Annotated in this window: 25 protein-coding genes; 5 read left to right on the forward strand and 20 right to left on the reverse strand. The window is 69.9% G+C overall.

The window, feature by feature from the left end; translation table 11 throughout:
- Nucleotides 1-38: 38 nt before the first annotated feature.
- From AB663_RS14995 to infC, 8 genes are all read right to left on the reverse strand, one after another.
- Nucleotides 39-785 carry an amino acid ABC transporter ATP-binding protein gene (locus tag AB663_RS14995; protein WP_198147983.1) on the reverse strand — a complete coding sequence of 249 codons (747 nt, stop codon included), beginning with the start codon at nt 783-785 and terminating at the stop codon, nt 39-41.
- A 370-nt stretch (nt 786-1,155) separates the two neighbouring features.
- Nucleotides 1,156-2,118, reverse strand: coding sequence for a TAXI family TRAP transporter solute-binding subunit (locus AB663_RS15000; protein ID WP_067200952.1), 963 nt, complete (start codon nt 2,116-2,118; stop codon nt 1,156-1,158).
- Nucleotides 2,115-3,491 (reverse strand): sensor histidine kinase, encoded by a 1,377-nt coding sequence (locus AB663_RS15005; protein ID WP_067200956.1) that lies wholly within the window; start codon nt 3,489-3,491, stop codon nt 2,115-2,117. Before AB663_RS15005 ends, AB663_RS15000 begins: the two co-directional genes overlap by 4 nt.
- A gap of 3 nt (nt 3,492-3,494) precedes the next feature.
- Entirely contained in the window at nt 3,495-4,166 is a 672-nt protein-coding gene (locus AB663_RS15010; protein WP_067200959.1) for a response regulator transcription factor, read from the reverse strand.
- A gap of 112 nt (nt 4,167-4,278) precedes the next feature.
- Entirely contained in the window at nt 4,279-5,091 is an 813-nt protein-coding gene (locus AB663_RS15015) for a TrmH family RNA methyltransferase (protein WP_067202843.1), read from the reverse strand.
- A gap of 123 nt (nt 5,092-5,214) precedes the next feature.
- The gene (gene rplT, locus AB663_RS15020) at nt 5,215-5,601 is read right to left on the reverse strand and encodes a 50S ribosomal protein L20 (protein ID WP_067200962.1); all 387 of its coding nucleotides are present in this window, start codon (nt 5,599-5,601) and stop codon (nt 5,215-5,217) included.
- A 33-nt stretch (nt 5,602-5,634) separates the two neighbouring features.
- On the reverse strand, nt 5,635-5,829 hold the full coding sequence (gene rpmI, locus AB663_RS15025; RefSeq protein WP_067200964.1) for a 50S ribosomal protein L35: 195 nt from the start codon (nt 5,827-5,829) through the stop codon (nt 5,635-5,637).
- A gap of 73 nt (nt 5,830-5,902) precedes the next feature.
- Nucleotides 5,903-6,481: a translation initiation factor IF-3 gene (infC, locus tag AB663_RS15030; RefSeq protein ID WP_232304569.1), complete on the reverse strand. Its 579-nt coding sequence runs from the start codon at nt 6,479-6,481 to the stop codon at nt 5,903-5,905.
- A gap of 289 nt (nt 6,482-6,770) precedes the next feature.
- On the opposite strand from infC, the gene AB663_RS15035 reads away from it, so the two are divergent.
- Nucleotides 6,771-7,163, forward strand: coding sequence for a DUF1844 domain-containing protein (locus AB663_RS15035; RefSeq protein WP_067200966.1), 393 nt, complete (start codon nt 6,771-6,773; stop codon nt 7,161-7,163).
- 69 nt (nt 7,164-7,232) lie between these two features.
- On the opposite strand, the gene AB663_RS15040 is transcribed toward AB663_RS15035, so the two are convergent.
- The 6 genes from AB663_RS15040 to AB663_RS15065 all read right to left on the reverse strand — a co-directional run bounded on the left by AB663_RS15040 (nt 7,233) and on the right by AB663_RS15065 (nt 11,671).
- Nucleotides 7,233-8,051, reverse strand: coding sequence for an SseB family protein (locus AB663_RS15040; protein ID WP_067200968.1), 819 nt, complete (start codon nt 8,049-8,051; stop codon nt 7,233-7,235).
- Complete coding sequence (priA, locus tag AB663_RS15045) at nt 8,035-8,781, reverse strand: bifunctional 1-(5-phosphoribosyl)-5-((5-phosphoribosylamino)methylideneamino)imidazole-4-carboxamide isomerase/phosphoribosylanthranilate isomerase PriA (RefSeq protein ID WP_067200972.1); 747 nt, start codon at nt 8,779-8,781, stop codon at nt 8,035-8,037. Before priA ends, AB663_RS15040 begins: the two co-directional genes overlap by 17 nt.
- A 97-nt stretch (nt 8,782-8,878) precedes the next feature.
- Nucleotides 8,879-9,514, reverse strand: coding sequence for an imidazole glycerol phosphate synthase subunit HisH (gene hisH / locus AB663_RS15050; RefSeq protein ID WP_067200975.1), 636 nt, complete (start codon nt 9,512-9,514; stop codon nt 8,879-8,881).
- Nucleotides 9,511-10,125 (reverse strand): imidazoleglycerol-phosphate dehydratase HisB, encoded by a 615-nt coding sequence (hisB, locus tag AB663_RS15055; RefSeq protein WP_067200978.1) that lies wholly within the window; start codon nt 10,123-10,125, stop codon nt 9,511-9,513. The genes hisH and hisB overlap by 4 nt, the downstream gene beginning before the upstream one ends.
- Nucleotides 10,122-11,207: a histidinol-phosphate transaminase gene (locus tag AB663_RS15060; RefSeq protein WP_067200982.1), complete on the reverse strand. Its 1,086-nt coding sequence runs from the start codon at nt 11,205-11,207 to the stop codon at nt 10,122-10,124. The genes hisB and AB663_RS15060 overlap by 4 nt, the downstream gene beginning before the upstream one ends.
- A gap of 98 nt (nt 11,208-11,305) precedes the next feature.
- Nucleotides 11,306-11,671, reverse strand: coding sequence for a LysM peptidoglycan-binding domain-containing protein (locus tag AB663_RS15065; protein ID WP_067200984.1), 366 nt, complete (start codon nt 11,669-11,671; stop codon nt 11,306-11,308).
- 291 nt (nt 11,672-11,962) lie between these two features.
- Here AB663_RS15065 and lexA point away from each other — a divergent pair, with 291 nt between their 5' ends.
- Nucleotides 11,963-12,649, forward strand: coding sequence for a transcriptional repressor LexA (gene lexA / locus AB663_RS15070; protein ID WP_067200987.1), 687 nt, complete (start codon nt 11,963-11,965; stop codon nt 12,647-12,649).
- A gap of 196 nt (nt 12,650-12,845) precedes the next feature.
- Here lexA and metE read toward each other — a convergent pair whose 3' ends face one another.
- Entirely contained in the window at nt 12,846-15,158 is a 2,313-nt protein-coding gene (gene metE / locus AB663_RS15075; protein WP_067200990.1) for a 5-methyltetrahydropteroyltriglutamate--homocysteine S-methyltransferase, read from the reverse strand.
- 39 nt (nt 15,159-15,197) lie between these two features.
- Entirely contained in the window at nt 15,198-16,139 is a 942-nt protein-coding gene (locus AB663_RS15080) for a methylenetetrahydrofolate reductase (RefSeq protein ID WP_067200992.1), read from the reverse strand.
- Between the two features lie 194 nt (nt 16,140-16,333).
- On the opposite strand from AB663_RS15080, the gene AB663_RS15085 reads away from it, so the two are divergent.
- Nucleotides 16,334-18,178: a S9 family peptidase gene (locus AB663_RS15085; RefSeq protein ID WP_067200994.1), complete on the forward strand. Its 1,845-nt coding sequence runs from the start codon at nt 16,334-16,336 to the stop codon at nt 18,176-18,178.
- Between the two features lie 36 nt (nt 18,179-18,214).
- Here AB663_RS15085 and smpB read toward each other — a convergent pair whose 3' ends face one another.
- From smpB to ftsE, 3 genes are all read right to left on the reverse strand, one after another.
- Nucleotides 18,215-18,691 (reverse strand): SsrA-binding protein SmpB, encoded by a 477-nt coding sequence (gene smpB, locus AB663_RS15090; protein WP_067200996.1) that lies wholly within the window; start codon nt 18,689-18,691, stop codon nt 18,215-18,217.
- Between the two features lie 80 nt (nt 18,692-18,771).
- The gene (gene ftsX, locus AB663_RS15095) at nt 18,772-19,686 is read right to left on the reverse strand and encodes a permease-like cell division protein FtsX (RefSeq protein WP_067200999.1); all 915 of its coding nucleotides are present in this window, start codon (nt 19,684-19,686) and stop codon (nt 18,772-18,774) included.
- The gene (gene ftsE, locus AB663_RS15100) at nt 19,683-20,747 is read right to left on the reverse strand and encodes a cell division ATP-binding protein FtsE (RefSeq protein ID WP_067201003.1); all 1,065 of its coding nucleotides are present in this window, start codon (nt 20,745-20,747) and stop codon (nt 19,683-19,685) included. The genes ftsX and ftsE overlap by 4 nt, the downstream gene beginning before the upstream one ends.
- A gap of 141 nt (nt 20,748-20,888) precedes the next feature.
- Here ftsE and AB663_RS15105 point away from each other — a divergent pair, with 141 nt between their 5' ends.
- The gene (locus AB663_RS15105; protein ID WP_067201006.1) at nt 20,889-22,322 is read left to right on the forward strand and encodes a DUF2510 domain-containing protein; all 1,434 of its coding nucleotides are present in this window, start codon (nt 20,889-20,891) and stop codon (nt 22,320-22,322) included.
- Between the two features lie 111 nt (nt 22,323-22,433).
- On the opposite strand, the gene prfB is transcribed toward AB663_RS15105, so the two are convergent.
- Nucleotides 22,434-23,543 carry a peptide chain release factor 2 gene (gene prfB / locus AB663_RS15110; RefSeq protein WP_067201010.1) on the reverse strand — a complete coding sequence of 370 codons (1,110 nt, stop codon included), beginning with the start codon at nt 23,541-23,543 and terminating at the stop codon, nt 22,434-22,436.
- 122 nt (nt 23,544-23,665) lie between these two features.
- On the opposite strand from prfB, the gene AB663_RS15115 reads away from it, so the two are divergent.
- The gene (locus AB663_RS15115) at nt 23,666-24,901 is read left to right on the forward strand and encodes an MFS transporter (protein ID WP_067202849.1); all 1,236 of its coding nucleotides are present in this window, start codon (nt 23,666-23,668) and stop codon (nt 24,899-24,901) included.
- The last annotated feature ends 23 nt before the right edge of the window (nt 24,902-24,924 follow it).

A 24,924-nucleotide genomic window follows, 5' to 3' on the forward strand; every position in this document is an offset into this window, starting at 1 on the left:
GTGTGCGTCTCCTTCTGTGCTGTGTGCAGGGGAATGGGTCAGTGGGTGAGGAGCTTCGAGAGGAAGTCCTTGGCGCGATCACTCAGGGGGTTCGTGAAGAACTCCTCGGGGCTCGCCTCTTCGACGATCCGGCCGTCGGCCATGAAGACCACGCGGTCGGCCGCCTTGCGCGCGAAGCCCATCTCGTGGGTCACGACGATCATCGTCATGCCCTGCTGCGCGAGCTCCACCATGACGTCGAGCACCTCGTTGATCATCTCGGGGTCGAGGGCGCTCGTGGGCTCGTCGAAGAGCATCACCTTGGGATGCATGGCGAGGGCACGCGCGATCGCGACGCGCTGCTGCTGGCCGCCGGAGAGCTGAGCGGGCAGCTTGGCGGCCTGCTTGGCGACGCCGACGCGCTCCAGCAGCTCCATGGCTTCCTTCTCGGCATCCGCCTTCTTCACTCCGCGCACCTTGATCGGCCCGAGCGTGACGTTCTCGAGGATGGTCAGGTGGGCGAAGAGGTTGAACGACTGGAACACCATGCCGACATCGGCCCGAAGCGTGGCCAGCCCCTTGCCCTCGGCCGGGAGCTCTTTGCCGTCGATCCGGATGCTGCCGCTGGTGATCGTCTCGAGCCGGTTGATCGTGCGGCATAGCGTCGACTTGCCCGAGCCCGACGGGCCGATCACCACGACCACCTCTCCGGCGTTGACCGTGAGGTTGACATCGGTGAGCGCCTGGAACTCGCCGTAGTGCTTCTGCACGTTCTCGACCACGACGAGGGGTGAATCAGAGGTCATCATGTCTCCAAACTAGCCACGGGATGCGCGTGCTACCAGGTCGTAACCTGTTTGTAACCAGGCGCCGACGGGGTGGTCCCGCCGCACTCCGGCACCCCGCGATCCGCCCCCCAGCGGATCGCGGGGCCGCCGCAGCTGCTGCCGTCCAACCCCAGAGGACGCAGAGCATCGCGAGACCCGAATCGGGTATGACCGCGTGCGATTCAGAGTTCCGGATGACCTCATGCCTGCGCCTTTGCGGGGGCTGCAGGACATCTGATTTCTCCATCGAATCGATCGCGATCGTCAACACGATGGCAGACCCCGGAACCGGTTGTCAGACTTCTTGAGGAATTCTTGAGGCAGACACCGCCGGCCGCCGCGTGCGGGGTCAGCCACGCAGATCGCGGTAGTAGCGGACGGCACCGGGGTGCAGTTCGACGGGTTCTGTGAAGATGGCCTGCCTCCGGTCGAGGAGCGCCGCTGCCGGCACCCGCGCGGCGATGCGCACTCTCGCGTCGAACAGCACCTCCACCGCATCGCGCACGAGCGCGTCTGGAGTCGACGACGACGTCACGAGATAGTTCGGGACGGCCATCGTCGGGGCGGACTCGGTGAGGCCGTACGTCCCCACGGGCAGGTCAGCGGGGCGGTAGGCGTCGGAGTACCGCTCGTTCACGGCCGTGACCCACGAGCGTTCCACGGGCAGCAGCCGCACCGGCATCGCGCGGGCCAGGTCCTCGATGCCAGGGGTCGGGAGGCCGCCGACCCAGAAGAAGCCGTCGATGTCGCCGCGTCGCATGGCCGCGATCGACCCGGCGAGATCGAGGCGTGCATCGGTGAGCGTCGACGGATCGACCCCCGCCGCCTCCAGCACGCGGCCGGCGATGACGTTGACTCCGGAGTTCTCGGCTCCGAGAGACAGCGCTCTCCCGGCCAGATCCGGGACGGATCGGATGTCGGAGTCCCCGCGGACGACGATGTGCAGGTACTCGTCGTACAGCCGCGCGACGGCGGTGATCGGCAACGGGTCGGTGAACGCCCCGGTGCCGTTCACGGCATCCGCCGCCGCGTCGCCCTGCGCGAAGCCGAGCAGCGCCTCCCCCGAGGCCACGCGCAGCAGATTGTCCACCGAGCCGGCCGACTCGGCCGCGACGACCGTCGCACCGGTGGCGGCGGCGAGCTCATCCGCCAGCCCGGTGCCGTAGGCGAAGTAGACGCCGGTCGGGGTTCCGCTCGCGATCACGCGTTCCTCCTGCCGCCACTCCGGGGCGGTCTGATCGCACGCCGCCAGACCGAGCACCGTCGCGGCCACGAGCACCGCGGCGAGGATGCGCGTATGCAGTCTCCTCATGCCGCGGCCCCATCCCGCACGACGAGCGAGACGGCCAGTCCCCCGCCCTCCGGCGTGTCGACCGTGAGCTCGCCGTCGATCGACGCGAGGAGGTCGACCGCGATCGAGAGCCCCAGTCCGGTCCCGGGGATCTCGGCGGTATCGGTGCTCCGCCAGAAGCGGTGCGTGGCCAGAGCGGCGTCGTCCGATGGCAGACCGGGACCGCGGTCGCGGACGGTGAGGATGCACACCGTGCCGTCGCGCCGCACGCCGATCTCGACTGTGCCTCCCGGCGGCGAGTACTTGACGGCGTTGTCGATCACCGCGTCCAGGGCGCTCTCCACGATCATCCGGTCCGTGACGCTCATGACCCGCTCATCGCCGGTGTGCTCGAAGGAGATGCCGCGCTCCGCCGCGACGTCTCGCCATGCATCCGCTCGGCGCGCGGCGAGGACGGAGAGATCCACGGCCGAGAAGGTGGAGTCGGCACGGCCGTTGCGCGCCAGTCCCAGCAGGGTCTCCAGGATGCGGGTCATGCGGCGTCCCTCCTCCCTCGTCTCCTCCACGTCGTCGTCCCATTCGCGGCCGAGGCCGGTAGCCAGGTGCTCGACGCGCAGGAGCAGCGCGTTGAGCGGGTTGCGGAGCTCGTGCGACGCGTTGAGCGCGAACTCGCGCTGGCGCGCCATGGTGCGCTCGATCTGCTCCGCCATGTCGTTGAACACGCGCGTCATGCGGCGCAGCTCAGGGGGTCCGGTGTCGACCGCCACTCGCGCATCCATCTCACCGCGCTCGATGGCGACCATCGCGCGGTCGAGTCGCCGCACGGGAGACAGCACCCACCTGGCGAGGAGGAAGACCAGTGCGACGCCCAGACCGATCGCCGCGACCACGACCACGACGAGCACCATCGTCTGCCGGAAGATGGCGCGGCGCGGAGCCTCGACATCGGCGGCGAGCAGCACGGCTCCGATGACGTCGCCGTCATCGACGACGGGCTCGACCAGGGCAGAGTCGGCCAGCGCCCACGGAGAGCCAGACACGGGCGCTTCGGCTCTGCGCCCCGAGAGCGCCAGCCTCACCTCGTCGACGTGCTCGGGAGACGTGGCTCTGGGTGCGTCTCCGCTCGATGCCCACACGGTGCCCGCCGCATCGTAGAGGGCGACCTCGATGCCGTACACCTCCTGATAGCGGCGCGCCTCCCCCTCGAACACCGTGGCGCTGCCCGACAGCAGCCCTTGCCGTGCCGTGGTGACGAACGATCCGAGATCGCCGATCTGCGTGGCGTAGAACTCCTGCTGGATGCCGCGGGCGGCACCCCAGGCTGCGGCCGCGCCCAGGCCGAGCAGGAGCGCGACGAGGGGGACGAGGAAGACGACGACGAGCCGGGCGCGCACCGGTCAGGAACCCACCAGGCGGTAGCCGACCCCGCGCACCGTCTCGATGAGGCGTCGGTCTCCGGTCTTGCGCCGGATGGCGCCGACGTGCACCTCCAGCGAGTGGTGGAACCCTCGCCAGTCCGTGTTCCACACCTCCCGGATCAGCCGCTCCTTCGGCACGGCCACTCCCGGATACCGTGCGAGCACGGCGACTATGTCGAATTCCTTGGGCGTGAGGGCCACGGGCGTGCGATCGACGACGAGCCTCCGGGAGACGAGATCGATCTCGACCTCGTCGCCGTGCACGACCACACGCTGCGCGGCATCCGGCCGTACGGGACGGGCCCTGCGCGTGACCGCCTCGATGCGCGCGAGAAGCTCATGCACGTCATAGGGCTTGATGACGAAGTCGTCGGCGCCCGCACGCAGACCGCGGATGCGTTCGGTGACCTGGCTGCGTGCCGTCACGACGACGATCGGCACCTCGGAGCGGCCGCGGATGCGGCGGCACAGATCGATGCCGTCGACGTCCGGCAGACCGAGGTCGAGGAGCACCGCCTCGGTGTGGGCGTCGAGGAGGTCGAGTGCTGACGCTCCATCCACGGCGCGTAGGGTCGCGTACCCCGAGCGCGCCAGGAACGCCTCGAGCGCCGCCGCGACGCGGTCGTCGTCCTCCACAATCAGAATCTGCATCGATCCTGTCCCCTTTTCGACTGCGGACCTTCCGGCCCCCAGGCCGCCATGCCGGGGATCAACCGTACCAGCCGTCGATGCGGGCTCCTGCGCGAGAGCGGGCCTTCGCCGCTCAGCCGCGGGCCTCGGCACGCTGGGCGAACGCGCTCTCGTACAGGCACACGCTCGCCGCGGTCGCCAGGTTGAGCGATTCGGCACGACCGAAGATCGGGAGCTTCAGCACCCGATCCGCCAGTTCTAGAGCCGCGTCCTCCAGACCCCGCGCCTCGTTGCCGAACAGCCAGGCCGTCGACTCGGCGAGCACACCTTCGGCGCGGGCCGCGAGCAGGTCGTCACCCTTCACATCGGCGGCTAGGATGCGCAGACCGGCGTCATGCGCGCGCTCCACCACGTGCGCCAGCTCGCCGCCCACCGACACCGGAAGGTGGAACAGCGACCCGGTCGTCGCCCGGACCACCTTCGGGTTGTACGGATCGACGGTGCGGCCGGTCAGCACGACGGCGTCGGCACCGGCGGCATCGGCGGCGCGGATGATCGTGCCGAGGTTGCCGGGGTCGCGCACCTCCTCGCAGATCGCGACGAGCCGGGGCGACGACGCGAACACCTCGTCCACCGAGGTCGGAGTCTGCCGCACGACCGCGACGAGGCCCTGCGGCGTGACGGTGTCGGCCATGGCGTTGAGGACGTACTCCGTCACGTACTCGACGTCGACCCCCGCCGCCGCCGCGGCGGACCGGATGTCGTGATGCTTCTCCCAGCCCGTCGGCGTTGCGAAGAGCTCGACGATCGCTTCGGGCCGATAGGTCAGGGCCTCGCGCACTGCCTGCGGACCTTCGAGCAGGAACAGGCCCGTCTCGGTGCGCGCGCTGCGCTTCGTCAGCTTGGCGACGGCTCGGACTCGGGGGGACCGGGGGTTCTCCAGCACGTTCACAGTCTAGGGAACCGCAGCGCCATGCCCTGCCATGGCCGCTTGCGTCGAGCGTGGCGCCTCCCCCGGAGACGACGCAGGGCGCCCTCCCGGAGGAGAGCGCCCTGTGTGCGAAGAGGCTTACGCAGCCGACTTCGGAGCGTTGACGTCAGAGGGCAGAGCCTTCTTGGCCGTCTCGACCAGCGTGGCGAACGTCGCCGCGTCGTTGACCGCGAGGTCGGCGAGCATGCGACGGTCGACCGTGACACCCGCGAGGCCGAGGCCCTGGATGAAGCGGTTGTAGGTGATGCCGTTCTGGCGGGCAGCGGCGTTGATGCGCTGGATCCACAGACGACGGAAGTCGCCCTTGCGCTTGCGCCGGTCGCGGTACGAGTACACCAGGGAGTGGATGACCTGCTCCTTGGCCTTGCGGTAGAGGCGCGAACGCTGGCCGCGGTAACCGGAGGCGCGCTCGAGGATGACGCGACGCTTCTTGTGGGCGTTTACCGCCCGCTTGACTCTTGCCATTTTCCTGTGTTCCTATTCGTGCGTTCGGACGCGTCAGCGACCGAGAAGCTTCTTGGCGACCTTGAAGTCGGCCTTCGACAGCACCTGGTCCTGGTTCAGGCGACGGGTGCGACGGCTCGACTTGTGCTCGAGGTTGTGGCGCATGTTCGCCTGCTGCTTCTTCAGCTTTCCGCTGCCGGTGATCTTGAAGCGCTTCTTGGAACCCGAGTGGGTCTTCTGCTTCGGCATCTTCTCTTCCTTCGTATGGCGCCTTCTCAGGCGACGGTGGGGACCCGCGGTGCGGGAGTCGTGGGGGCGGAGGTCACTCCGCTGCGGCGTCGGCCGCGGCATCCGCCGCCTTCGCCTCACGGGCCGCCTGCTTGTTCGCGGCGCGCGCCGCGTTCTGCTCGGCCTTGGCCTCGGACTTGTTCTTCAGGGGCGCGATGACCATGACCATGTTGCGTCCGTCGATGGTCGGGCTCGACTCGACGGTTCCGAACTCGGCCACGTCCTCCGCGAACTTGCGGAGCAGGCGCACACCCTGCTCCGGCCGCGACTGCTCACGGCCGCGGAACAGGATCATCGCCTTGACCTTGTCGCCCGCCTTGAGGAAGCCCTCGGCGCGCTTGAGCTTGGTCGTGTAGTCGTGAGCCTCGATCTTCAGGCGGAAACGGACCTCCTTGAGGACCGTGTTGGCCTGGTTGCGTCGGGCTTCCTTCGCCTTCTGCGCAGCCTCGTACTTGAACTTGCCGTAGTCCATGATCTTGACCACGGGCGGCTTCGAGTTGGGTGCGACCTCGACGAGGTCGAGGTCGGCTTCCTGCGCAAGGCGCAGCGCCGCCTCGATGCGGACGACGCCGATCTGCTCACCCGCAGGGCCGACGAGGCGGACCTCGGGCACGCGGATGCGCTCATTGGTGCGGGGATCGCTGATGCGGAACTCCTTAGACGATGGGATTCGGCCTCCGGGACGCTGTCTGCATCCCGTGCGAAATCGGAGTACTCCCCACCCGCCGACGATCAGAACGCCGGCTTCGCACCCTGCCTACCGGAACTGTCTGACGACACGATCCGGCGGAGTGCAAGACCCGGTAGCCTGGAACGGCAAGCGCGGGTGGGAAGTGAATCCTCTTTCGTGCCGGAGCATGACGCTCCGGAGCCCGACAAAGTCTAACAGAAGGCAAGGCGAAGTGACGAACCAGGCACCCGACGAGGCGGCACGCGAGCGCGAGGAGCGCTGGGCTCGACAGGAGGAGGCTGCGGCATCCGCCACGCGCGACATCGCCGACGTTCCCGCGGTCGAGGTGATCACCACCACCGCCGTGCACCTCATGAGCGCAGCCGCCGTCAAGCTCGGTCTCGCCGACGACCCCGAGTCGCAGCTCGACCTCGACGAGGCGCGCAAGCTGATCAACGCCCTGGCCGGACTCATCACCGCAGGCGCTCCCGAGATCAGCGACATGCACGCCCGGTCGCTGCGCGATGGCCTTCGTTCACTGCAGCTGGCGTTCCGTGAGGCGTCGACCATCCCCGACCCGATCGGCAAGGGCCCCGGTGAGAAGTGGACGGGTCCCGTCAGCTGATCCGAGACGGACGGCACAGCTGTCGACGCGCGTCCCGGACCGCGCCTCTGCGTCTTCTCGGGACGCAGACTAGGCGCTGCGGCGCAGCTTGACCGTGAGCGAGTCCGCGAGCACGGCGATGCGGTCGTCGGCCGCCCAGCGCTGCGCGAGCCGCGCGAGCACGGCGTCCAGCACGTCGCGCTCGAGCCCGTCGACGAGGTCGAGCATCACGACGAGCTCGGGACCGCGCAGCCGAGCGTCGGGGTCGCCCGGCGCGACGGCGACGTCGATGACGGCGAGTTCGTGCGCGACGCTCTCCTGGAGAGCCGCGAAGACCTCGGGAGACAGGAAGCTCGGTTCCCAGCGCTGCCCCTGGGCGACCGCCCAGACGGCCGGACGGCGGATCACGAACTCGGTCTCGGAGGTCGGGTCGAGCACGATGAGGTCTGTGTCGTCGGCCGATGCCGCCAGCGCTGCCCGCACCGCCTCGACCGGGATCGGCCGCGCGGTCGGATCCCACCGCTGCATCGCATCGACGGAGGAGAACACGGGCTGCACGCGGCGTCCGTCCGGAGCGGCGACCGTGACGATCGACAGCTCCTGCGTCTTGTCCACGGCGAGGCCGGTGGGTCCGACCCCCTCGTCACCCTTCTCAGCGACGAGCGGGATGAGCACGCGCGCAGAGCGGAAGGCGTCGACGACCTCGCTCTGCGACCCTGCGCCCTGACGGAAGCGGATCAGCGCGGAGAGCAGTGCAGGGTCGGCTGATCCGTCGTCGCTCGCGTGGGGGTTCGGCTCGAAGCTGCGCCCCTCCCACGGGACGCCCGCCGAATCACCATGGCCGGCCGGCGCATGATCGTGCGCGCCGGGTCCACAGGAGTGACCGTGACCGTCAGTCTCCTGCGACATCCAGAGCCTCTGCCAGCGTGAACGCGCCGGCGTAGAGCGCCTTGCCGACGATCGCGCCCTCGACGCCCAGGGGTACCAGCTCACGCAGTGCGGCGATGTCGTCGAGGCTGGCGATGCCGCCGGAGGCGACGACGGGCTTCGGCGTGCGCGAGGTGATCTCGCGCAGGAGGTCGAGGTTCGGGCCGCGCAGCGTGCCGTCCTTCGTGACGTCCGTCACGACGTACCGGCTGCATCCGGCATCCTCCAGGCGGTCGAGGACCTCCCACAGGTCGCCGCCGTCCTTCGTCCAGCCGCGTGCGGCGAGCGTGGTGCCGCGCACGTCGAGGCCGACGGCGATGGCCTCGCCGTAGCGCCCGATGACGTCGGCGGCCCACTCGGGGTTCTCCAGCGCGGCAGTGCCGAGGTTGATGCGCGTCGCACCGCTCTCGAGGGCGGCCTCCAGGCTCGTGTCATCGCGGATGCCGCCCGAGAGCTCGACATTGACGTTCTTGAACTGCTTGATCACCTTGCGGAGGATCGGGGCGTTGCTCCCACGTCCGAACGCGGCGTCGAGGTCGACGAGATGGATCCACTGCGCGCCCTGCGCGACCCACTCCCCCGCAGCGTCGAGCGGGTCGCCGTAGCTGGTCTCGCTGCCGGCCTCGCCCTGGGTGAGGCGCACGGCCTTGCCGCCCGCCACGTCGACGGCCGGAAGGAGGGTGAGGGCTGGAGACTGCGCGAAGTCGTTCATGAGGTCCTTGGATGGTGGGAAGCGCCGGAGTCGGGCACGAGAAACGAGGGTACCCCCGCGATCACGCGGCTTCAAATGCGTGACGCAGCGGCTCCGTTCACAGGCTGGAGACCCAGTTGCGCAGCAGCTGGATACCGGCGTCGCCGGACTTCTCCGGGTGGAATTGCGTGGCCGACAGAGGGCCGTTCTCGACCGCTGCCAAGAACGGCCTCCCGTACGTGGCCCACGTCACCACGGGCTGGGGGAACGGCGGGATGACGTCGAGCTCCCAGGACTGCGCGGCGTAGGAGTGCACGAAGTAGAAGCGCTCGTGCTCGATGCCCCGGAAAAGGATGCTGTCAGCGCCGGGGTCGACCGTGTTCCATCCCATGTGCGGGAGCACGGGGGCCTCGAGGGCGGTGACCGCGCCCGGCCATTCCCCCAGTCCCTCGGTGTCGTGGCCTCGCTCGACGCCGCGTTCGAAGAGCACCTGCATGCCGACGCAGATGCCGAGGACCTTGCGCCCGCCCGCGAGCCGACGGTCGATGATCTCATCGCCTCCGTGCGCGTGCAGGGCGTCCCGCACGGCCTGGAAGGCGCCGACGCCCGGGACCACGAGCCCGTCGGCCTCGATCGCCTCGGTGCGGTCGCGCGTGAGCACGGCATCCGCCCCGGCTGCGACGAGGGCCTTCACCGCCGAGTGCACATTGCCGGACTCGTAGTCGAAGACGGCCACCCTCGGTGCGGCGCTCACAGCGCTCCCTTGGTCGACGGGATGCCGTCGACGAGCGGATCCAGCGACTTCGCCTGACGGAACGCGCGCGCGAAGGCCTTGTACTCGGCCTCGGCGATGTGGTGCGGATCCCTGCCTCCGAGCACGCGCACGTGCACCGTGAGACCCGCGTTGAACGTGATGGCCTCGAAGGAGTGCCGGACGAGCGCACCGGTGAAGTGGCCGCCGATGAGGTGGTACTCGAAGCCGGCCGGCTCGCCGTCGTGCACGAGGTAGGGGCGGCCGGAGATGTCGACCACGGCTTGAGCGAGAGCCTCGTCGAGGGGCACCAGCGCGTCTCCGTAGCGCGAGATGCCCGCCTTGTCGCCGAGCGCCTCACGGATCGCCTGTCCGAGCACGATCGAGACGTCCTCGACCGTGTGGTGCGCGTCGATGTCGGTGTCGCCCGAGGCCCGCACCGTGAGGTCGGTCAGCGAGTGCTTGGCGAACGCCGTGAGCATGTGGTCGAAGAACGGCACCGACGTGTCGATGCGGCTCGCGCCGCTGCCGTCGAGGTTCAGCTCGAGCTCGACCGTGGACTCGGATGTGCTGCGCACGCGGCGCGCCGTGCGCGGCTGGGCGGGGGTGCTCATGACGCCGATCCTATCGAGGCCAGCGCTTCGAGGAACGCGGTCGTCTCCGCCTCGGTGCCGGCCGTGACGCGCAGGTGACCGGGCAGGCCGACGTCGCGGATCAGGACGCCGCGGTCGTACAGCTCCTGCCACGTGCGGCGCGGGTCGCCGACGCCGCCGAAGAGGACGAAGTTCGACCAGGACTCGTGCGGCGTGTACCCCAGCGCCTCGAGGGTGGCCGAGATCCGGTCGCGCTGCTCGACGATCTCGTCGACCATGGCGAGCATGACGTCGGAGTTGCGCAGGGCCGCGATCGCCGCCGCCTGTGTGAGAGCGCTCAGGTGATACGGCAGGCGGACGAGGCGCAGTGCGTCGATGAAGGCGGGATCGGCGGCGAGGTACCCGACGCGCGCGCCCGCGAAGGCGAAGGCCTTGCTCATCGTGCGCGACACGGCCAAGCGCGGACGCCCCTCGAGCAGGGTCAGAGCGGATGCCGCATCTCGGGGCGCGAACTCCTGATAGGCCTCGTCGACCACGACGACGCCGCGCGAAGCCTCGTAAACGGCCTCGACCACCTCGAGGGGAAGAGGGGTGCCCGTCGGATTGTTCGGCGCGCAGAGCAGGATCACATCGGGATCGGCGGCGCGGACCTGGGCGGCAGCATCGTCGGGCGCGATCGAGAAATCGGGCTCACGCGTGCCGGCCACCCAGCGCGCCCCTGTCCCCTGTGAGATGAGCGGATACATCGAATAGGTCGGCGCGAAGCTGAACGCGGTGCGCCCAGGTCCTCCGAAGGCCTGCAGGATGTGCTGCAGCACCTCGTTCGATCCGTTTCCCGCCCAGATCTGCTCGGCCGTCAGCCCGTGCCCGAGGTACTCGGCGAAGCCCTCCCGCAGGGTCGTGAACTCCCGGTCGGGGTACCGGTTGACATCACGGATCGCCACGGCGATGTCGTCGAGGATGTCGCTCGCGACGGCATCCGGAACCGGATGGGTGTTCTCGTTGACGTTGAGCGCGATCGGGAGCGGCGCCTGCGGTGCGCCATACGGCGTGAGACCGCGCAGGTCATCGCGAAGCGGGAGGTCAGCGAGAGAAACAGTCACTCCTCAATGCTAGGGCGCGTGCACAGAAGGTGACGCCGCATTGCACGGACGACCCTCTCGACACTCGGCGCCGCACGGCGCTGCTCAGGAACCCGACGTCAGCGCGAGTACTCGGCGGGGATCGCGATCTCGTCGCCGACCTGGATCGCACCGCCGTCGAGCATGTTCAGGCGGGTGATGTCGCCGATGACGTCACGCGGGTCGGCGGTCGGAGCGACCTCCTCCGCGATCGACCACAGCGTGTCGCCGGGCATGACCGTCACCGTCTCGAACGACGCCGGGGTGTCTGCGCCCTGACCCGAAGCCAGTGCGCTCCCCCCGCTGATGGCCGCTACCCCGATGCCGAGCGCCAGCGGGAGCGCCGCAAGGAAGAGAAGCACCCGGCGACCGCGCGCCGTCAGCCGCAGCCGAGTCGCGGGACGTGCCGGGACGACTGCCGTGGTGCTGAAGGTGATGCTGCTCATTGCCTGCTCCTCTGCGTGTGCCGCTTGCGCTGCGCGTGCGGCGAAGGTTGGCGTAGCGTTCGCATCCGCGACTCGGCCGGGAGCCGAGGATGCGAAGCTACGTTCCGAAGATATCTTCGAGTTCGAACATCTGTCAAGGTCTTTTCGAAACCGGACGACCGAATCCTCCGACACGCTCGAACAGATCTTCCAGAGTGTGGACCTTCTCGGATACGGTTTCGATACGGACACCCCACCACGGACCACCGACATTCGAACGGCGACGCCGGATCCGCCTAGTGAAGGAGCACGATGAGCGAGAACTCCGCCCCCGAGACCGAGGCGCCGCGCACCCGTCGCCGCAAGAGCCTGAGCCCCAAGCAGATGGCCATCCTCGAGGTCATCCAGACGTCGATCAGCCGTTACGGCTACCCGCCGAGCATGCGCGAGATCGGCGACGCCGTCGGGCTGAAGTCGCTGTCCAGCGTGACGCACCAGCTCGGGCAGCTCGAACTGAGCGGATACCTGCGCCGTGACCCCGGCAAGACGCGCGCCATGGAGGTGCTCATCGACCTCCCCGGCACGAGCGGCGAGAACCCGGCCGAGGTCGCCACGCCGGTCGGCGACGCCGCCCTCGTCCCGCTCGTCGGCCGCATCGCCGCCGGCGTGCCGATCACCGCCGACCAGCAGGTCGAGGAGATCTTCCCGCTCCCCCGGCAGCTGGTGGGCAAGGGCGAGCTCTTCATGCTCAAGGTGTCGGGGGACTCCATGATCGACGCCGCCATCTGCGACGGAGACTGGGTCGTCGTGCGCGCGCAGCATGACGCGGAGAACGGCGAGATCGTCGCCGCGATGCTCGACGGCGAGGCCACGGTCAAGACGTTCCGGCGCCGCGACGGTCACACGTGGCTGCTCCCGCGCAACTCGGCGTTCGAGCCGATCCTCGGCGACGAGGCCGTCGTGCTCGGCAAGGTCGTCGCCGTGCTCCGCGCCGTCTGACACCGGCCACCCGCGACGCGCGGCACCCGCGACGCGCGGCACCCGCGACGCGCGGCACCCGCGACGCGCGGCATCCGCGACGCCCGCGGCATTCCGGCATCCGCCATCCGCCGGGACCCGTCATCACGGCCGAGACCCCCGCCTGGACACGTGTCCGGTCGGGGGTCTCGGCGTCATGCGGGGTCTCGACCCTCGCTCAAACCGCGACGCCGACGTCCTCCCGCACTCGGCGCGTCGCCTCCACGATGTGCTGCAGAGAGGCGACCGTCTCGTCGTATCCGCGGGTCTTCAGGCCGCAGTCGGGGTTGACCCAGAGCCGGCGCGTCGGGATCTCGTCGACGGCGGTGCGCAGCAGCGACTCGACCTCCTCGACCGACGGAACCCGAGGCGAGTGGATGTCGTATACGCCGGGTCCGATCCCGTGGTCGAACCCGGAGGCGGCGATGTCCGCGACGACCTCCATGCGACTGCGCGCCGCCTCGATCGACGTCACATCCGCATCGAGCGCGCGGATGGCGTCGATGACCACGCCGAACTCGGAGTAGCACAGGTGCGTGTGCACCTGGGTGGCCGGCGCCGCCCCTCCGGTCGCGAGACGGAAGGAGTCGACCGACCAGCGGAGGTAGGCGGGCTGATCCGCCTTCTTCAACGGGAGCAGCTCCCGCAGGGCCGGCTCATCGACCTGGATGATGGCGATGCCAGCGGCCTCGAGGTCGGCGATCTCGTCGCGCAGGGCGAGCGCGACCTGGTTGGCCGTCTCCCCCAGCGGCTGGTCGTCGCGTACGAACGACCAGGCGAGGATGGTCACGGGTCCGGTGAGCATCCCCTTCAGGTGCTTGGCGGTGAGCGACTGCGCGTACGTCGACCAGCCGACCGTGATGGGGGCCGGCCGCGAGACGTCGCCCCAGAGGATCGACGGGCGCGTGGCCCTGGATCCGTACGACTGGACCCATCCGTGCTCCGTCACCGCGAAGCCGTCGAGGTGCTCCGCGAAGTACTGCACCATGTCGTTGCGCTCCGGCTCGCCGTGCACGAGAACGTCGAGGCCGAGGTCCTCCTGCAGCGAGACGACGCGGGCGATCTCGCTGCGCAGGAAGTCCTCGTAGTCCTCCGCGGGGATCTCACCACGGAGGTAGCGGGCGCGCGCACGGCGGATGTCGCCGGTCTGCGGGAAGGAGCCGATCGTCGTGAGCGGCAGCACGGGGAGCCCCAGCGCGTCCTGCGCGAGCTCGCGCTCCTCATACGGCGCGCGCGAGAAGTCGGCCTCCTCGACCACGCGGCCGCGGACCGCCCCGTCGCGCACTCCCGGTGCCGAGAGACGGTCGGCGAGGGCTGCGGATGCTGCGTCGAGGTCGGCCGCGATCGCCTCGCGGCCCTCCACGAGGCCTCGTGCCAGCACAGCCACCTGCTGCACCTTCTGGTCGGCGAAGGCCAGCCACGACCGCAGACGCCCGTCGAGCGCCGACTCGTCGCTCACGTCGTGCGGCACGTGCAGGAGCGACGTCGACGTCGATGCTGAAACGGCGCCGGCACCCGTGGCCGCGAGCTCCTGCAGGCGCTCGAAGGCTGCGGCCAGGTCGCCGCGCCAGATGTTGTGCCCGTCGATCACTCCGCCTACGAGCGTCTTGCCCTCCAGGCCGGGGGCCGCTGCCGGCACCGAACCGCGCACGAGATCGACCGCGATCGCCTCGATCGGGGCCGCGGCGAGCACCGGGAACACCGCGCCGAGCTCGGCGTACGGAGCAGCGACGAGGATCGAGGGCCGAGACGACGCCCCGCCGAGGACGGCCAGGGCGCGGGCCGCGGCATCCGCCAGGCGTTCCGTCGACGCCGACAGCGACTCGCTCACCAGCGCAGGCTCATCGAGCTGGACCCACTCGGCACCCGCGTCCTTCAGCGCCGTGAGGAGCTGCGTGTACACCGGCAGCACGTCATCGAGGCGCGACAGCGGATCGAAGCCGTCGGGGGCGGCATCCGAGGCCTTCGACAGTGCGAGGAGCGTCACGGGACCGACGACGACCGGCCTCGTGACGAATCCGGCGGCGACGGCCTCGGCGACCTCGCGCACCAGCCGGTCGCTGGAGAGGGAGAACACCGTCTCCGGGCCGATCTCGGGCACCAGGTAGTGATAGTTGGAGTCGAACCACTTGGTCATCTCGAGCGGCGCACGGTCGCCCTCGCCGCGGGCGACCGTGAAGTACGCGGACAGCCCGATCGAGCCGTCGCCCGATCGCAGGTCGTCGAACCGCGCGGGGATGGCCCCGACCGTCACGGCGGCGTCGAGCACCTGGTCGTAGTACGAGAACGATTCGGGGATCGACGAGTCCGTGCGGCCGAGTCCGAGCCCGGCGAGCCGCTCGCGCGTCGCGGCACGCAGCTCCGCGGTGGCCGCCTCGAGAGCGGCCTCGTCGAGACGGCCCGCCCAGAAGGCCTCGACGGCCTTCTTCAGTTCACGGCGCCGACCGATACGGGGGTAGCCGAGGATGGTGCCATCGGGGAAAGCGGACATGAGGTTCCTTTCAGCGGGGGTAGATGGTCGGGGGACGGATCAGTGCGAGCTCGGCACGGGAAGCACGCCGGCTTCCTCGAGCACCGTGAGCACCGTGTCGTGCTGGTTGAAGGCGTACAGGTGCACTCCCGGAGCGCCTCCGGCGAGCACCTCGCGCGCGAGGCGCGCCGCCCACTGGATGCCGATCTCCCTGCGCCCTTCCGGAGTGGGTTCGACATCGAGGGCGATGGCGAGCTCCCCCGGCAGCTCCTCGCCGGTCAGCTCGAGCACTCGCGCCAGCCGCACGGGCGAGACGATGGGCATGATGCCGGGGAGGATCGGGATCGTCACGCCCGCGGAGCGGGCCCGCTCGACGAAAGCGAGGTAGTCGTCGGCGTGGAAGAAGAGCTGCGTGATGGCCGACGTCGCTCCCGCCGCCTGCTTCGCCAGGAGCGCGTCGACGTCCTGCCACCGGTGGGCGGAGCGCGGATGACCGTTCGGGAACGCCGCCACCGCGATGCTCGCCCGTCGCCGCGGGGCCACGCGCGCGGCACCCGGCAGACCCGGCACCGGCGTCTCCTCGTAAGGGGCGCGCTCGGCCTGGACGCGATCGATGAGCTGCACGAGTTGCGCGGCGCTTTCGAGATCGCCGAGGAACGGCTCCTCCTGGCCGGCCGGCGGGGCGCCGCGCAGCGCGAGGAAGCTGAGGATGCCGGCGTCCAGGAACTCACGGATCAGGGCCGCGGCTCCCGCGTAGGTGTTGCCCACGCAGGTGATGTGGGCCAGCGGCTCGACATCCGTGTGCTCGCGGATGAACCGCAGCACCTCCAGCGACCGCCCGCCCGTCGACCCTCCCGCACCGTAGGTGACCGAGATGAAGTCGGGACCTGCTGCGGCGAGGCGGCGCACGGTCTCGTGCAGCGCACCCTCGCTCGAGGCCGAGCGGGGCGGATAGAGCTCGAAGGAGAACGGCACGCGCGTGGTCGGCGTCTCGAGGGACATCGTCTTCTCCTGGGACAGATTCGGGCCTGGAACCGCGCACGACGCAGCGCGTCGTGTCACGGGCGGGTGCCGGGCTCGGCTGTCGCTCCACTCCCGGATGCACCGGGCGTTTCCAGAAACGTATGCCACCCGGCCTCCCGGCGCATCCTGTGTGACGCCGTGTGTCGGATCCGGGCGAATAGGCTCGAGTCATCATGTCGACGCCATACGGATCCTGGCCCTCTCCCTTCACCGCGGCAGCGGTGGCCGCCGCGTCTCCGCGCATCGACGGCGCGCGCTTCGTCGGCGACGAGATCTGGTGGGGAGAGTCTCTCCCCGAGGAGGGCGGGCGCATGACCGTGCGCCGCTCCGGCGGAGGGAGCGTGCTCGACGCGCCCTGGAGCGCGCGGTCACGCGTCCACGAGTACGGGGGCGGCGCGTGGACGGCATCCGACGACGGCGTGCTGTTCCTCGTACACGCGGCAGACCAGCGGGTGTACCGGAAGGACCCGGGGCGCGCCCCCGTCCCGCTGACTCCGGCGGGGCCCGCGCACGGCGGACTCCGGCTGCAGCACGGGCGCCTGTTCGCCGTACGCGAGGACCTCACCGTCGCACCGCACCTCAGGGCGATCGTGGAGATCCCGGTCGACGGCAGCGCCGCGGACGACGTAGGGCGCATCGCGGTGATCGCCGAGGGAGCCGGCTTCTTCGCGCACCCGGCGGCCGCTTCCGACGGCGCAGTCGCCTGGGTGCAGTGGAGCGGCGAGAGCATGCCCTGGGACTCCGCCGCGCTGCACGTGCGCTCCGCCGAGGGCCGAGAGACGGCTCTCCCCACCCGCGCCGCGCTGCAGCCGGAGTGGCTCGGTGGAGCGCTGCTCTACGCCGACGACCCGTCGGGCCGCTGGGGCCTCCACGCCGTGCGTCCGACCGGACCGGGCGAGTGGGGCGCCCCGCGCCCGCTCGCCCCGGCCGACGCCGACACGGGCTACGGTCTCTGGGTGCTGGGCAACCGCTGGTACCAGCCTCTCGCCGACGGCCGCATCGTCGCTGTGCGCACCGACGGTCGCGACGAGGTTGTCGTGATCTCCCCCGACGGCGAGGTGCGGTCGCTCGACGTCCCCTGCGACGGGCACGTGAGCGTTGACGACGTCTCAGGCTCGCGCGTGCTGCTGAGCGGCAGCGGCAGCACGGTCGCCCCCGGCGTATGGGTCGTCGACGTCGACAGCGGGGAGGCGACCGCGATCGCCGGCGGCGCCCCGTGCGATCCCGACTGGATGCCGCCGGCCCGCGCGCTGGTCGTCGACGGACCTCGCGGCCCCGTGCACGCCTTCGCGTATGCGCCAGCGAACCCGCATGCGACCGCTCCGGAGGGCGAGCGTCCGCCGTATGTGGTCTTCGTGCACGGGGGCCCGACCGCCCACGTGACCGGCGCCGCATCCGCGGCCATCGCGTACTACACGAGCCGTGGCATCGGCGTGCTCGACGTGAACTACGGCGGATCGACGGGCTACGGCCGTGCCTATCGAGAACGCCTGCGCGGCATGTGGGGCGTCGCCGACGTGGAGGACGTGCTCGCCGCAGCGCGCGGTCTCGTCGCCGAGGGGCTGGCCGACCCGCGGAGGCTCGCGATCCGCGGGAGCTCGGCCGGGGGCTGGACGGTGTTGTCGGCGCTCGTGCAGGGCGGAGTGTTCTCCGCGGGGATCAGCCGGTACGGCGTCACCGACCTCCGCAGTCTGATCGAGCATTCCCCCGATTTCGAGGCGCACTACATCGAAGGCCTGGTTGGTCCGTTGCCCGAGTCGGCGGCCCTGTACGACGAACGCTCCCCTTTGACGCATGCCGCACGCATCGACGTGCCCGTGCTGCTGCTCCAGGGAGCAGACGACCCCGTCGTCCCGCCGTCGCAGTCGGAGGCGATCCGCGACGCACTGCGCGCACACGGCGTCGACCACGAGTACGTCGTCTATCCCGCTGAGGGGCACGGCTTCCGCTCGCGGGAGACCATCATCGACGCGCTCGAACGCGAGCTGGCGTTCCTCCGTCGTACATTCGGACTCTGAGCCCGCCCGGCCCGGCTCTTCCGGCCCCGCGCAGACTCACTCCCCCAGTCGGTTGCGCAGGCGCATGGCGCGCTCGGCTTCGCGCGAGTCCTGACGCTCACGCAGCGCCTGGCGCTTGTCGTACTCGCGCTTTCCCTTGGCGAGCGCGATCTCGACTTTGGCGCGCCCATCGGAGAAGTAGAGCTTCAACGGGATGAGCGTGTACCCGCCTGCGGACACCGCGTGCTGCAGCTTCGCGATCTCCTCGCGGTGCAGGAGTAGCTTGCGGATGCGCTTGGCTGAGTGGTTCGTCCAGTGCCCTTGGGAGTACTCGGGGATGTGCACGGCGTCGAGGAACACCTCGCCGCCCTTTACGTACGCGTAGCCGTCGCTGAGGTTGGCGCGGCCCTGCCGAAGGGACTTGACCTCGGTGCCCGTGAGCACCATCCCCGCCTCGTACGACTTCTCGATGGTGTAGTCGTGACGCGCGCGACGATTGGTCGCGATGACCTTCTCCCCGCGTTCCCTGGGCATGATGCACTCCTGTGTCGTGGACGAGCCCGGCGCGGTGTGCGGTCGGGCAGCCTGTCAGCCTATCAGGTGCGGGACAGATCTCACGTCCGGAGCCAGCGACGGATGGCGAAGCCGGCCGACAGGGCGGCGAGGATCACGCCGATGCCGATGAGCACGGGCACCACGTACGCCGCGTCGCTCATCGTGATCCAGGTGGTGATGAACGGGACGCGGCCGCGGAGGTAGCCGTTCACGCCGAAGTGCACACCGGCGACGATGGCCGCGCTGGCGAAGACCGACCCGAGGAAGGCGGCGAAGACGCCCTCGAGCACGAACGGCGTCTGGATGAAGCGGTTCGACGCACCGACGAGGCGCATGATGCCGATCTCCTTGCGCCGCGCGTACGCCGACAGCCGGATGGTCGTGCCGATGAGCAGGATGGCGGCGATGAGCATGAGCACGGCGATGCCGACGGCGATGTAGGTGGCGACCGTGAGCGCCGAGAACAGCGGCTCGAGATACTGGAGCTGGTCCTTGACCTGCTCCACCCCGCCCACGCCGCTGAAGGCCTCGGCGATCACCTTCGACTGCCCCGGGTCCTTCATGGTCACGAAGAACACTTCGAACGCCTGGTCCTCGGTGAGCACGCTCGCCTGGTCCTCGCCGAGCTGCGCGACGAGCTTGGCGTACGTGTCGGCCTTGCTGTCGAAGGTCACGTCGCTGATGAACGGGGCGAGCGCCTCCCCTGCGAGCTGATCCCTGACGGCCTGCACCTGTTCTTCGGTGGCGCCGCCGTCGACGCAGGTCGGCGACTCCGAGATCGACGAGCACATGTACACCGCGACCTGGGCGCGCTCCGCCCAGTACCCGCGCATGGTGCCGATCTGCGCCTGCATGAGGATGGCCGCGCCCACGAAGGTGAGCGAGACGAAAGTGACCAGGACGACCGAGATCACCATGGAGATGTTGCGGCGAAGGCCGCCGAGTGCTTCCGCGAGGATGAGGCCGACTCTCATGACGTCGGCCCCACTTCCTCCGTGCCGTCGTCTGTCAAACCGAGACGGTCGGCGACGCCGAGCTCGGCCACGTCGACCTGCGGCAGGACGATCGGATGGGTGCGCGGGCCGGTTGCGACCGGTGCGGCAGGGGCCGCGGCCTCTGCCGCGGTCTGCGGCTCGATCGGCGCTGCCTGAGCCTCGGGCACGTCGGAGGCCGGGGGCACGGCATCCGCTGCGGGAGCGTCGACTCGCTGCTGCTCCCGCCTCTCCTCGGCGAGAGCGGCTCGCACGACCGACAGGTCGGCGGTCTGCCGCTGCACCTCTTGCACGGCGGTGAGCGCGGCGACCGCCGCGGCCCCGCGCACCTCCTCCGGCACGAGACGCGGGATGTTCGAGGTGTCGCCGTATCCGCCGTGCACCTCGTCGCGCACCATCTCGCCGTCACGCAGCTCGATCACGCGGCGCTGCATCGCGTCGACGAACCCGGCCTCGTGGGTCGCCATCACGACCGTCGTCCCGCCGGCGTTGATGCGCGCCAGCAGCTGCATGATGCCGACGGATGTCGCAGGGTCGAGGTTTCCGGTCGGCTCGTCCGCGAGCAGCACCTGCGGGCGGTTGACCAGGGCGCGGGCGATCGCGACACGCTGCTGCTCGCCGCCCGAGAGCTCGTGCGGCATCCGCTTCTGCTTGCCGTCGAGCCCCACGAGCGCGAGCGCCTCCGGCACGGCCTGCTGGATGAAGCCTCGAGAGGACCCGGTCACCTGGAGCGTGAACGCGACGTTCTGGAAGACCGTCTTCGACGGCAGCAGCCGGAAGTCCTGGAACACCGAGCCGATGTGGCGCCGGAAGTAGGGCACCTTGCGGTTCGCGAGCGACGTGAGGTCGCGGCCGAGCACGGCGACCCTGCCGCTGGTCGGCACGTCCTCCCGCAGGATGAGTCGCAGGCACGACGATTTGCCGGACCCCGACGCACCGACGAGGAAGACGAACTCTCCTCGCTGGATTTCGAAGTCGACGCCGGACAGTGCGGGCCTGGCGGTCCCGCGATAGCGTTTCGTGACGTTCTCGAACCGAATCATGGCGCTACGAGCCTAAGCGCGCCGATCGCCCAGCCCGCGAGCGACACCCCGCTGCCGCCGTGCGTGTCGGCTGCCGCTGCTATACATGAAGAGCCGACGCGCGAGCTCCGCCGCGCACAAACGACTTCTCAGGGGGACACCATGACGACACCTGCAGGCTGGTACGACGACGGGTCCGGTCGTCAGCGGTGGTGGGACGGCGTGCAGTGGACGGAGCACTTCGCTCCGGCCGCGGCATCCGCTCAGACGACGGATGCCGCCGCAGAAGCCGACCTCGCAACCGGCTCCGCGCGGACCGAGGCGCTCGCGGAGAGCGACGCCGCTGTGAGCGAGGCCGCCCCGAACGACGCTGTCTCGAACGACGCTGTCTCGAGCGACGCTGTCTCGAACGACGCTGTCTCGAACGACGCTGCCTCGAACGATGCCCTTTCGTCTGACGCCGGGCCGTCCGACGCCGGGCCGTCCTGGGCCGTCTCGCCCGGCCCGGACGCCGCCTCGGAGGCCGTCGTCCCGCCGGAGGCCGTTGCCGCCCCCGAGGAACCCCGCGCCTGGGCAGCGCCCTCGGCACCCTCGACATCTGCGTCACCGGAGGCGGCCGTTGCCGCTCCCGAGGCCGCAGCGCCCGCTGCGCCGCTGGGGTCGGGCATCCCTCCGTATGCCGGGGCTGCGCCGTACCAGGGCCAGGCGCAGCCATACCCGGGGACGACATCCACGGGTTACCCGACGAGCACCGCCTATCCCGGTGCCCCTGCCGGATCGCCCGGTGTGCCCTCCTACCCGGCGGCAGGCGGCTACCCCGCAGCCGCGTATGCGGCCGCACCGGCAGCGCCCGCGTCCCTCTCCGTGGTCGGGCTCATCGGACTGGGTCTCGCGGCGGTGGGCACGATCCTCACGTTCTTCGCGGTGACCTGGGTGCTCTCATGGGTCCTGCTCGGCGCAGGCCTCGTCGTGTCGATCGTGTCGCTCTTCCTCAAGGGCAAGAAGTGGCCAGGCATCGTCGGTCTCGCCCTCTCGGTCGTCGGCATGATCGTCGCCGTGGTGATGGCCGTCGTGTTCCTCTTCGCCGTCGGTCAGGCTCTCGACGACCTGCCCTCCGCGCCCCCCGCGAGCGACACCGGGGTCACGGATGACGGCGCCGACGACGATGGCACGACCGACGGCGGCTTCACCTCCGGCGAGCTGGTCGAGGGCACCGCCGGTGAGCCGGTCTCGGTCACGCAGCTCGACGGCACGAGCGAGTTCACCGTGAAGTCCGCGAGCTGGTCGGCCACGAGCACCAGCGGCTCCGACGCGACCAACGGCGGATACCTCACCGTCGACATCACGTGGAAGAACGTCTCGGGCACGACGCACGTCAACCCGTTCTACCTTTCGGTGGAGACGGCCGAAGGTGCGGAAGGCGTGTACGACTTCTTCGCCGACGAGCAGATCTCCAGCGGAGACCTCAGCGACGGCGCGAGTGTCGACGGCCTCATCTCCTTCGACGTCGCGCAGAGCAGTTCGTACACGGTCATCGTGCTCGACGAGCTGATGCAGGAGGTCGCGCGCATCGCGGTGGAGCCCAGCGCCGGCTGAGCACGCCTGGGCAGGCCGGCGATGGCTCGCTCGAGGTGTCGCGATGACCGCGCCGGAACGCCGAGGGCCCCGGATCACCTGATCCGGGGCCCTCGACGTTCATGCCGTGCGTCAGTCTTCTTCCTTGCGCTTGCGCCACCGGATGCCTGCCGAGATGAAGCCGTCGAGGTCGCCGTCGAAGACGGCTGCCGGGTTGCCGGACTCGTGGCCGGTGCGGAGGTCCTTGACCAGCTGCTGGCCGTAGAGGAAGTACGAGCGCATCTGGTCGCCCCAGCTCGCGGTGATATTGCCGGCGAGCTCCTTCTTCTTGGCCGCTTCCTCCTCCTTCTGCAGGAGCAGCAGTCGCGTCTGCAGCACGCGCATGGCGGCCGCGCGGTTCTGGATCTGCGACTTCTCATTCTGCATCGACACCACGATCCCCGTCGGAAGGTGCGTGATGCGGACCGCCGAGTCGGTGGTGTTCACCGACTGGCCGCCCGGGCCGGAAGAGCGGAACACGTCGACACGGATGTCGGTCTCGGGGATGTCGACCTCGGTGGCCTCCTCCATGAGAGGGATGACCTCGACCGCGGCGAACGACGTCTGGCGCTTGTCGGCGGAGCCGAACGGGCTGATACGTGCAAGGCGGTGGGTGCCGGCCTCGACGGAAAGAGTGCCGAACGCGTACGGCGCATCGATCTCGAACGTCGCCGACTTGATGCCCGCGCCCTCGGCGTACGAGGTGTCCATGACCTTCACCGGATACTTGTGCTGCTCCGCCCAACGCAGGTACATGCGCATGAGCATCTCGGCGAAGTCGGTGGCGTCGTCGCCGCCCGCTCCCGAACGGATCGTGATGATGGCGGCACGATCGTCGTATTCGCCGTCGAGCAGCGTCTGCACCTCCAGCTGGTTGATCACCTCGGTCAACGCGGCGAGTTCGGCGCGCGCTTCAGCTGCGGAGTCCTCGTCGCCCATCTCGTTCGCGAGATCGACGAGCACTTCCAGGTCATCGAGCCGACGGCCGATCGCCTCGATCTTGGCGAGGGTCGCCTGCCGATGGCTCAGCGCGCTGGTCACCTTCTGGGCGCGTTCGGTGTCGTCCCAGAGGTCGGGCGCACCGGCCTCCTCGCTGAGGCGGGCGATGTCGGAGCGGAGGGTCTCGACATCGATGACCTCGCGGATGTCACCGTACGTGACGCGCAGGGCCTGGATGTCGGCGGAGAGATCGAGTTCGAGCATGGCTCTCCCAGACTACTCTGTGCGGCTCCGCTCCTCGCCGAGCGCCGACGAGGAGCGCCCGATCGACGGAGTAGCGTGGCCCTGTGAGCAGCGCGTCCACGGTCCTCCGGCAGTTCGGGCCGATGGTGTACCTCCCAACCATCCTGTTCTCGCTCGGAGAAGGGGCGGTCATCCCGCTGATCCCCGTCGTGGCGGCGTCGATGGGCGCCGACATCGCTCTCGCCGCGCTCATCTCATCCGCTCTGGTGGTCGGACAGCTGTGCGGAAACCTCCCCGCGGGCTGGGCCGTGGCCCGCGTGGGAGAACGGCTGACGATGGTCATCGCCGGAGTGGTGGCGATCATCGCCGGCGTCGCCATAGTGCTCTCCTCCTCGCCGGGCGTGCTGGCGGCCTCGGTCTTCCTGCTGGGTTTCTGCGCCGCCGCGTTCGGCTTGGCACGCCACGCCTTCATGACGACGCGTGTGCCCCTCGCGTTCCGCGCACGCGCATTGTCGTTGCTCGGCGGCAGTTTCCGCTTCGGCGTCTTCATCGGGCCGTTCGTGGCCGCAGCCCTGCTGCAGCTCTTCGGCACGGAGCTCGCCGCCTTCTGGTTCTTCCTCGGCTGCCTCGTCGTGATGGTCGCGCTCGTGCTCTTCGGCCCCGATCCCGAGAAGACCATCCCGCCCTCGTCGACACCACGAGCAGCCGTGCCCGCAGAAGACACGGGCGAGGCGGTGACGGGTTCGATTCCGACCGCGGAACGTGCCGGCGTGTTCCGGACGATGTGGCAGCAGCGCTTCGTGCTGAGTCGTCTCGGGTTGGCCGCTGCGTCGTTGTCGGCCGTGCGGTCGGCCCGCCAGGTGCTGCTGCCGCTCTGGGGCATCTCGTTGGGTCTGGACGCGTCGACGATCTCTCTCGTGGTCGGCGTGTCCGGGGCGATCGACTTCGCCCTGTTCTACGCGAGCGGGCAGGTGATGGACCGATTCGGCCGGCTGTGGGCCGCCATGCCGGCCATGGTTCTCATGGGCGCAGGCTTCCTGGCGCTGTCCTTCACGCATGACCTCCCCGCGTCGGTGCTCTGGTTCGGCATGTTCGCCGCTGTACTCGGAGTCGGCAACGGGCTCTCCAGCGGCATCCTGCTGACCCTCGGAGCGGATGTCGCGCCGAAGCAGGAACCTGCGGCGTTCCTGGGATCCTGGCGGACGCTCACGGATGCCGGCGGCGCCGTCGCACCGCTGCTCATCTCGGGAGTCATCGCGATCGCGTCACTCCCGGTCGCCGCTGCCGCCATCGGAGCAGTCGGCCTTCTCGGCGCCGCCGGGTTCCTGCGGTGGATCCCCGCCTTCGTACCGCGCGCTCGAGACGGCGACGGAAGCTGAGCGCCCGATCGAGTGCTCCGTCT

The sequence above is a fragment of the Microbacterium sp. XT11 genome, assembly GCF_001513675.1.
GTDB lineage: Bacteria > Actinomycetota > Actinomycetes > Actinomycetales > Microbacteriaceae > Microbacterium.

Excerpts from the sequence above, each read along its gene's own strand:
- AB663_RS15065 (WP_067200984.1), bottom strand. The coding sequence starts at position 11,671 with ATGAGCAGCATCACCTTCAGCACCACGGCAGTCGTCCCGGCACGTCCC.
- rpmI (WP_067200964.1), bottom strand. The coding sequence starts at position 5,829 with ATGCCGAAGCAGAAGACCCACTCGGGTTCCAAGAAGCGCTTCAAGATC.
- smpB (WP_067200996.1), bottom strand. The coding sequence starts at position 18,691 with ATGCCCAGGGAACGCGGGGAGAAGGTCATCGCGACCAATCGTCGCGCG.
- metE (WP_067200990.1), bottom strand. The coding sequence starts at position 15,158 with ATGTCCGCTTTCCCCGATGGCACCATCCTCGGCTACCCCCGTATCGGT.
- AB663_RS15010 (WP_067200959.1), bottom strand. The coding sequence starts at position 4,166 with ATGCAGATTCTGATTGTGGAGGACGACGACCGCGTCGCGGCGGCGCTC.
- AB663_RS15115 (WP_067202849.1), top strand. The coding sequence starts at position 23,666 with ATGGTGTACCTCCCAACCATCCTGTTCTCGCTCGGAGAAGGGGCGGTC.
- rplT (WP_067200962.1), bottom strand. The coding sequence starts at position 5,601 with ATGGCAAGAGTCAAGCGGGCGGTAAACGCCCACAAGAAGCGTCGCGTC.
- prfB (WP_067201010.1), bottom strand. The coding sequence starts at position 23,543 with ATGCTCGAACTCGATCTCTCCGCCGACATCCAGGCCCTGCGCGTCACG.
- ftsE (WP_067201003.1), bottom strand. The coding sequence starts at position 20,747 with ATGATTCGGTTCGAGAACGTCACGAAACGCTATCGCGGGACCGCCAGG.
- ftsX (WP_067200999.1), bottom strand. The coding sequence starts at position 19,686 with ATGAGAGTCGGCCTCATCCTCGCGGAAGCACTCGGCGGCCTTCGCCGC.
- hisB (WP_067200978.1), bottom strand. The coding sequence starts at position 10,125 with ATGAGCACCCCCGCCCAGCCGCGCACGGCGCGCCGCGTGCGCAGCACA.
- lexA (WP_067200987.1), top strand. The coding sequence starts at position 11,963 with ATGAGCGAGAACTCCGCCCCCGAGACCGAGGCGCCGCGCACCCGTCGC.
- priA (WP_067200972.1), bottom strand. The coding sequence starts at position 8,781 with ATGAACGACTTCGCGCAGTCTCCAGCCCTCACCCTCCTTCCGGCCGTC.
- AB663_RS15080 (WP_067200992.1), bottom strand. The coding sequence starts at position 16,139 with ATGTCCCTCGAGACGCCGACCACGCGCGTGCCGTTCTCCTTCGAGCTC.
- AB663_RS15000 (WP_067200952.1), bottom strand. The coding sequence starts at position 2,118 with ATGAGGAGACTGCATACGCGCATCCTCGCCGCGGTGCTCGTGGCCGCG.
- AB663_RS15085 (WP_067200994.1), top strand. The coding sequence starts at position 16,334 with ATGTCGACGCCATACGGATCCTGGCCCTCTCCCTTCACCGCGGCAGCG.
- AB663_RS14995 (WP_198147983.1), bottom strand. The coding sequence starts at position 785 with ATGACCTCTGATTCACCCCTCGTCGTGGTCGAGAACGTGCAGAAGCAC.
- AB663_RS15040 (WP_067200968.1), bottom strand. The coding sequence starts at position 8,051 with ATGTCGCAGGAGACTGACGGTCACGGTCACTCCTGTGGACCCGGCGCG.
- AB663_RS15105 (WP_067201006.1), top strand. The coding sequence starts at position 20,889 with ATGACGACACCTGCAGGCTGGTACGACGACGGGTCCGGTCGTCAGCGG.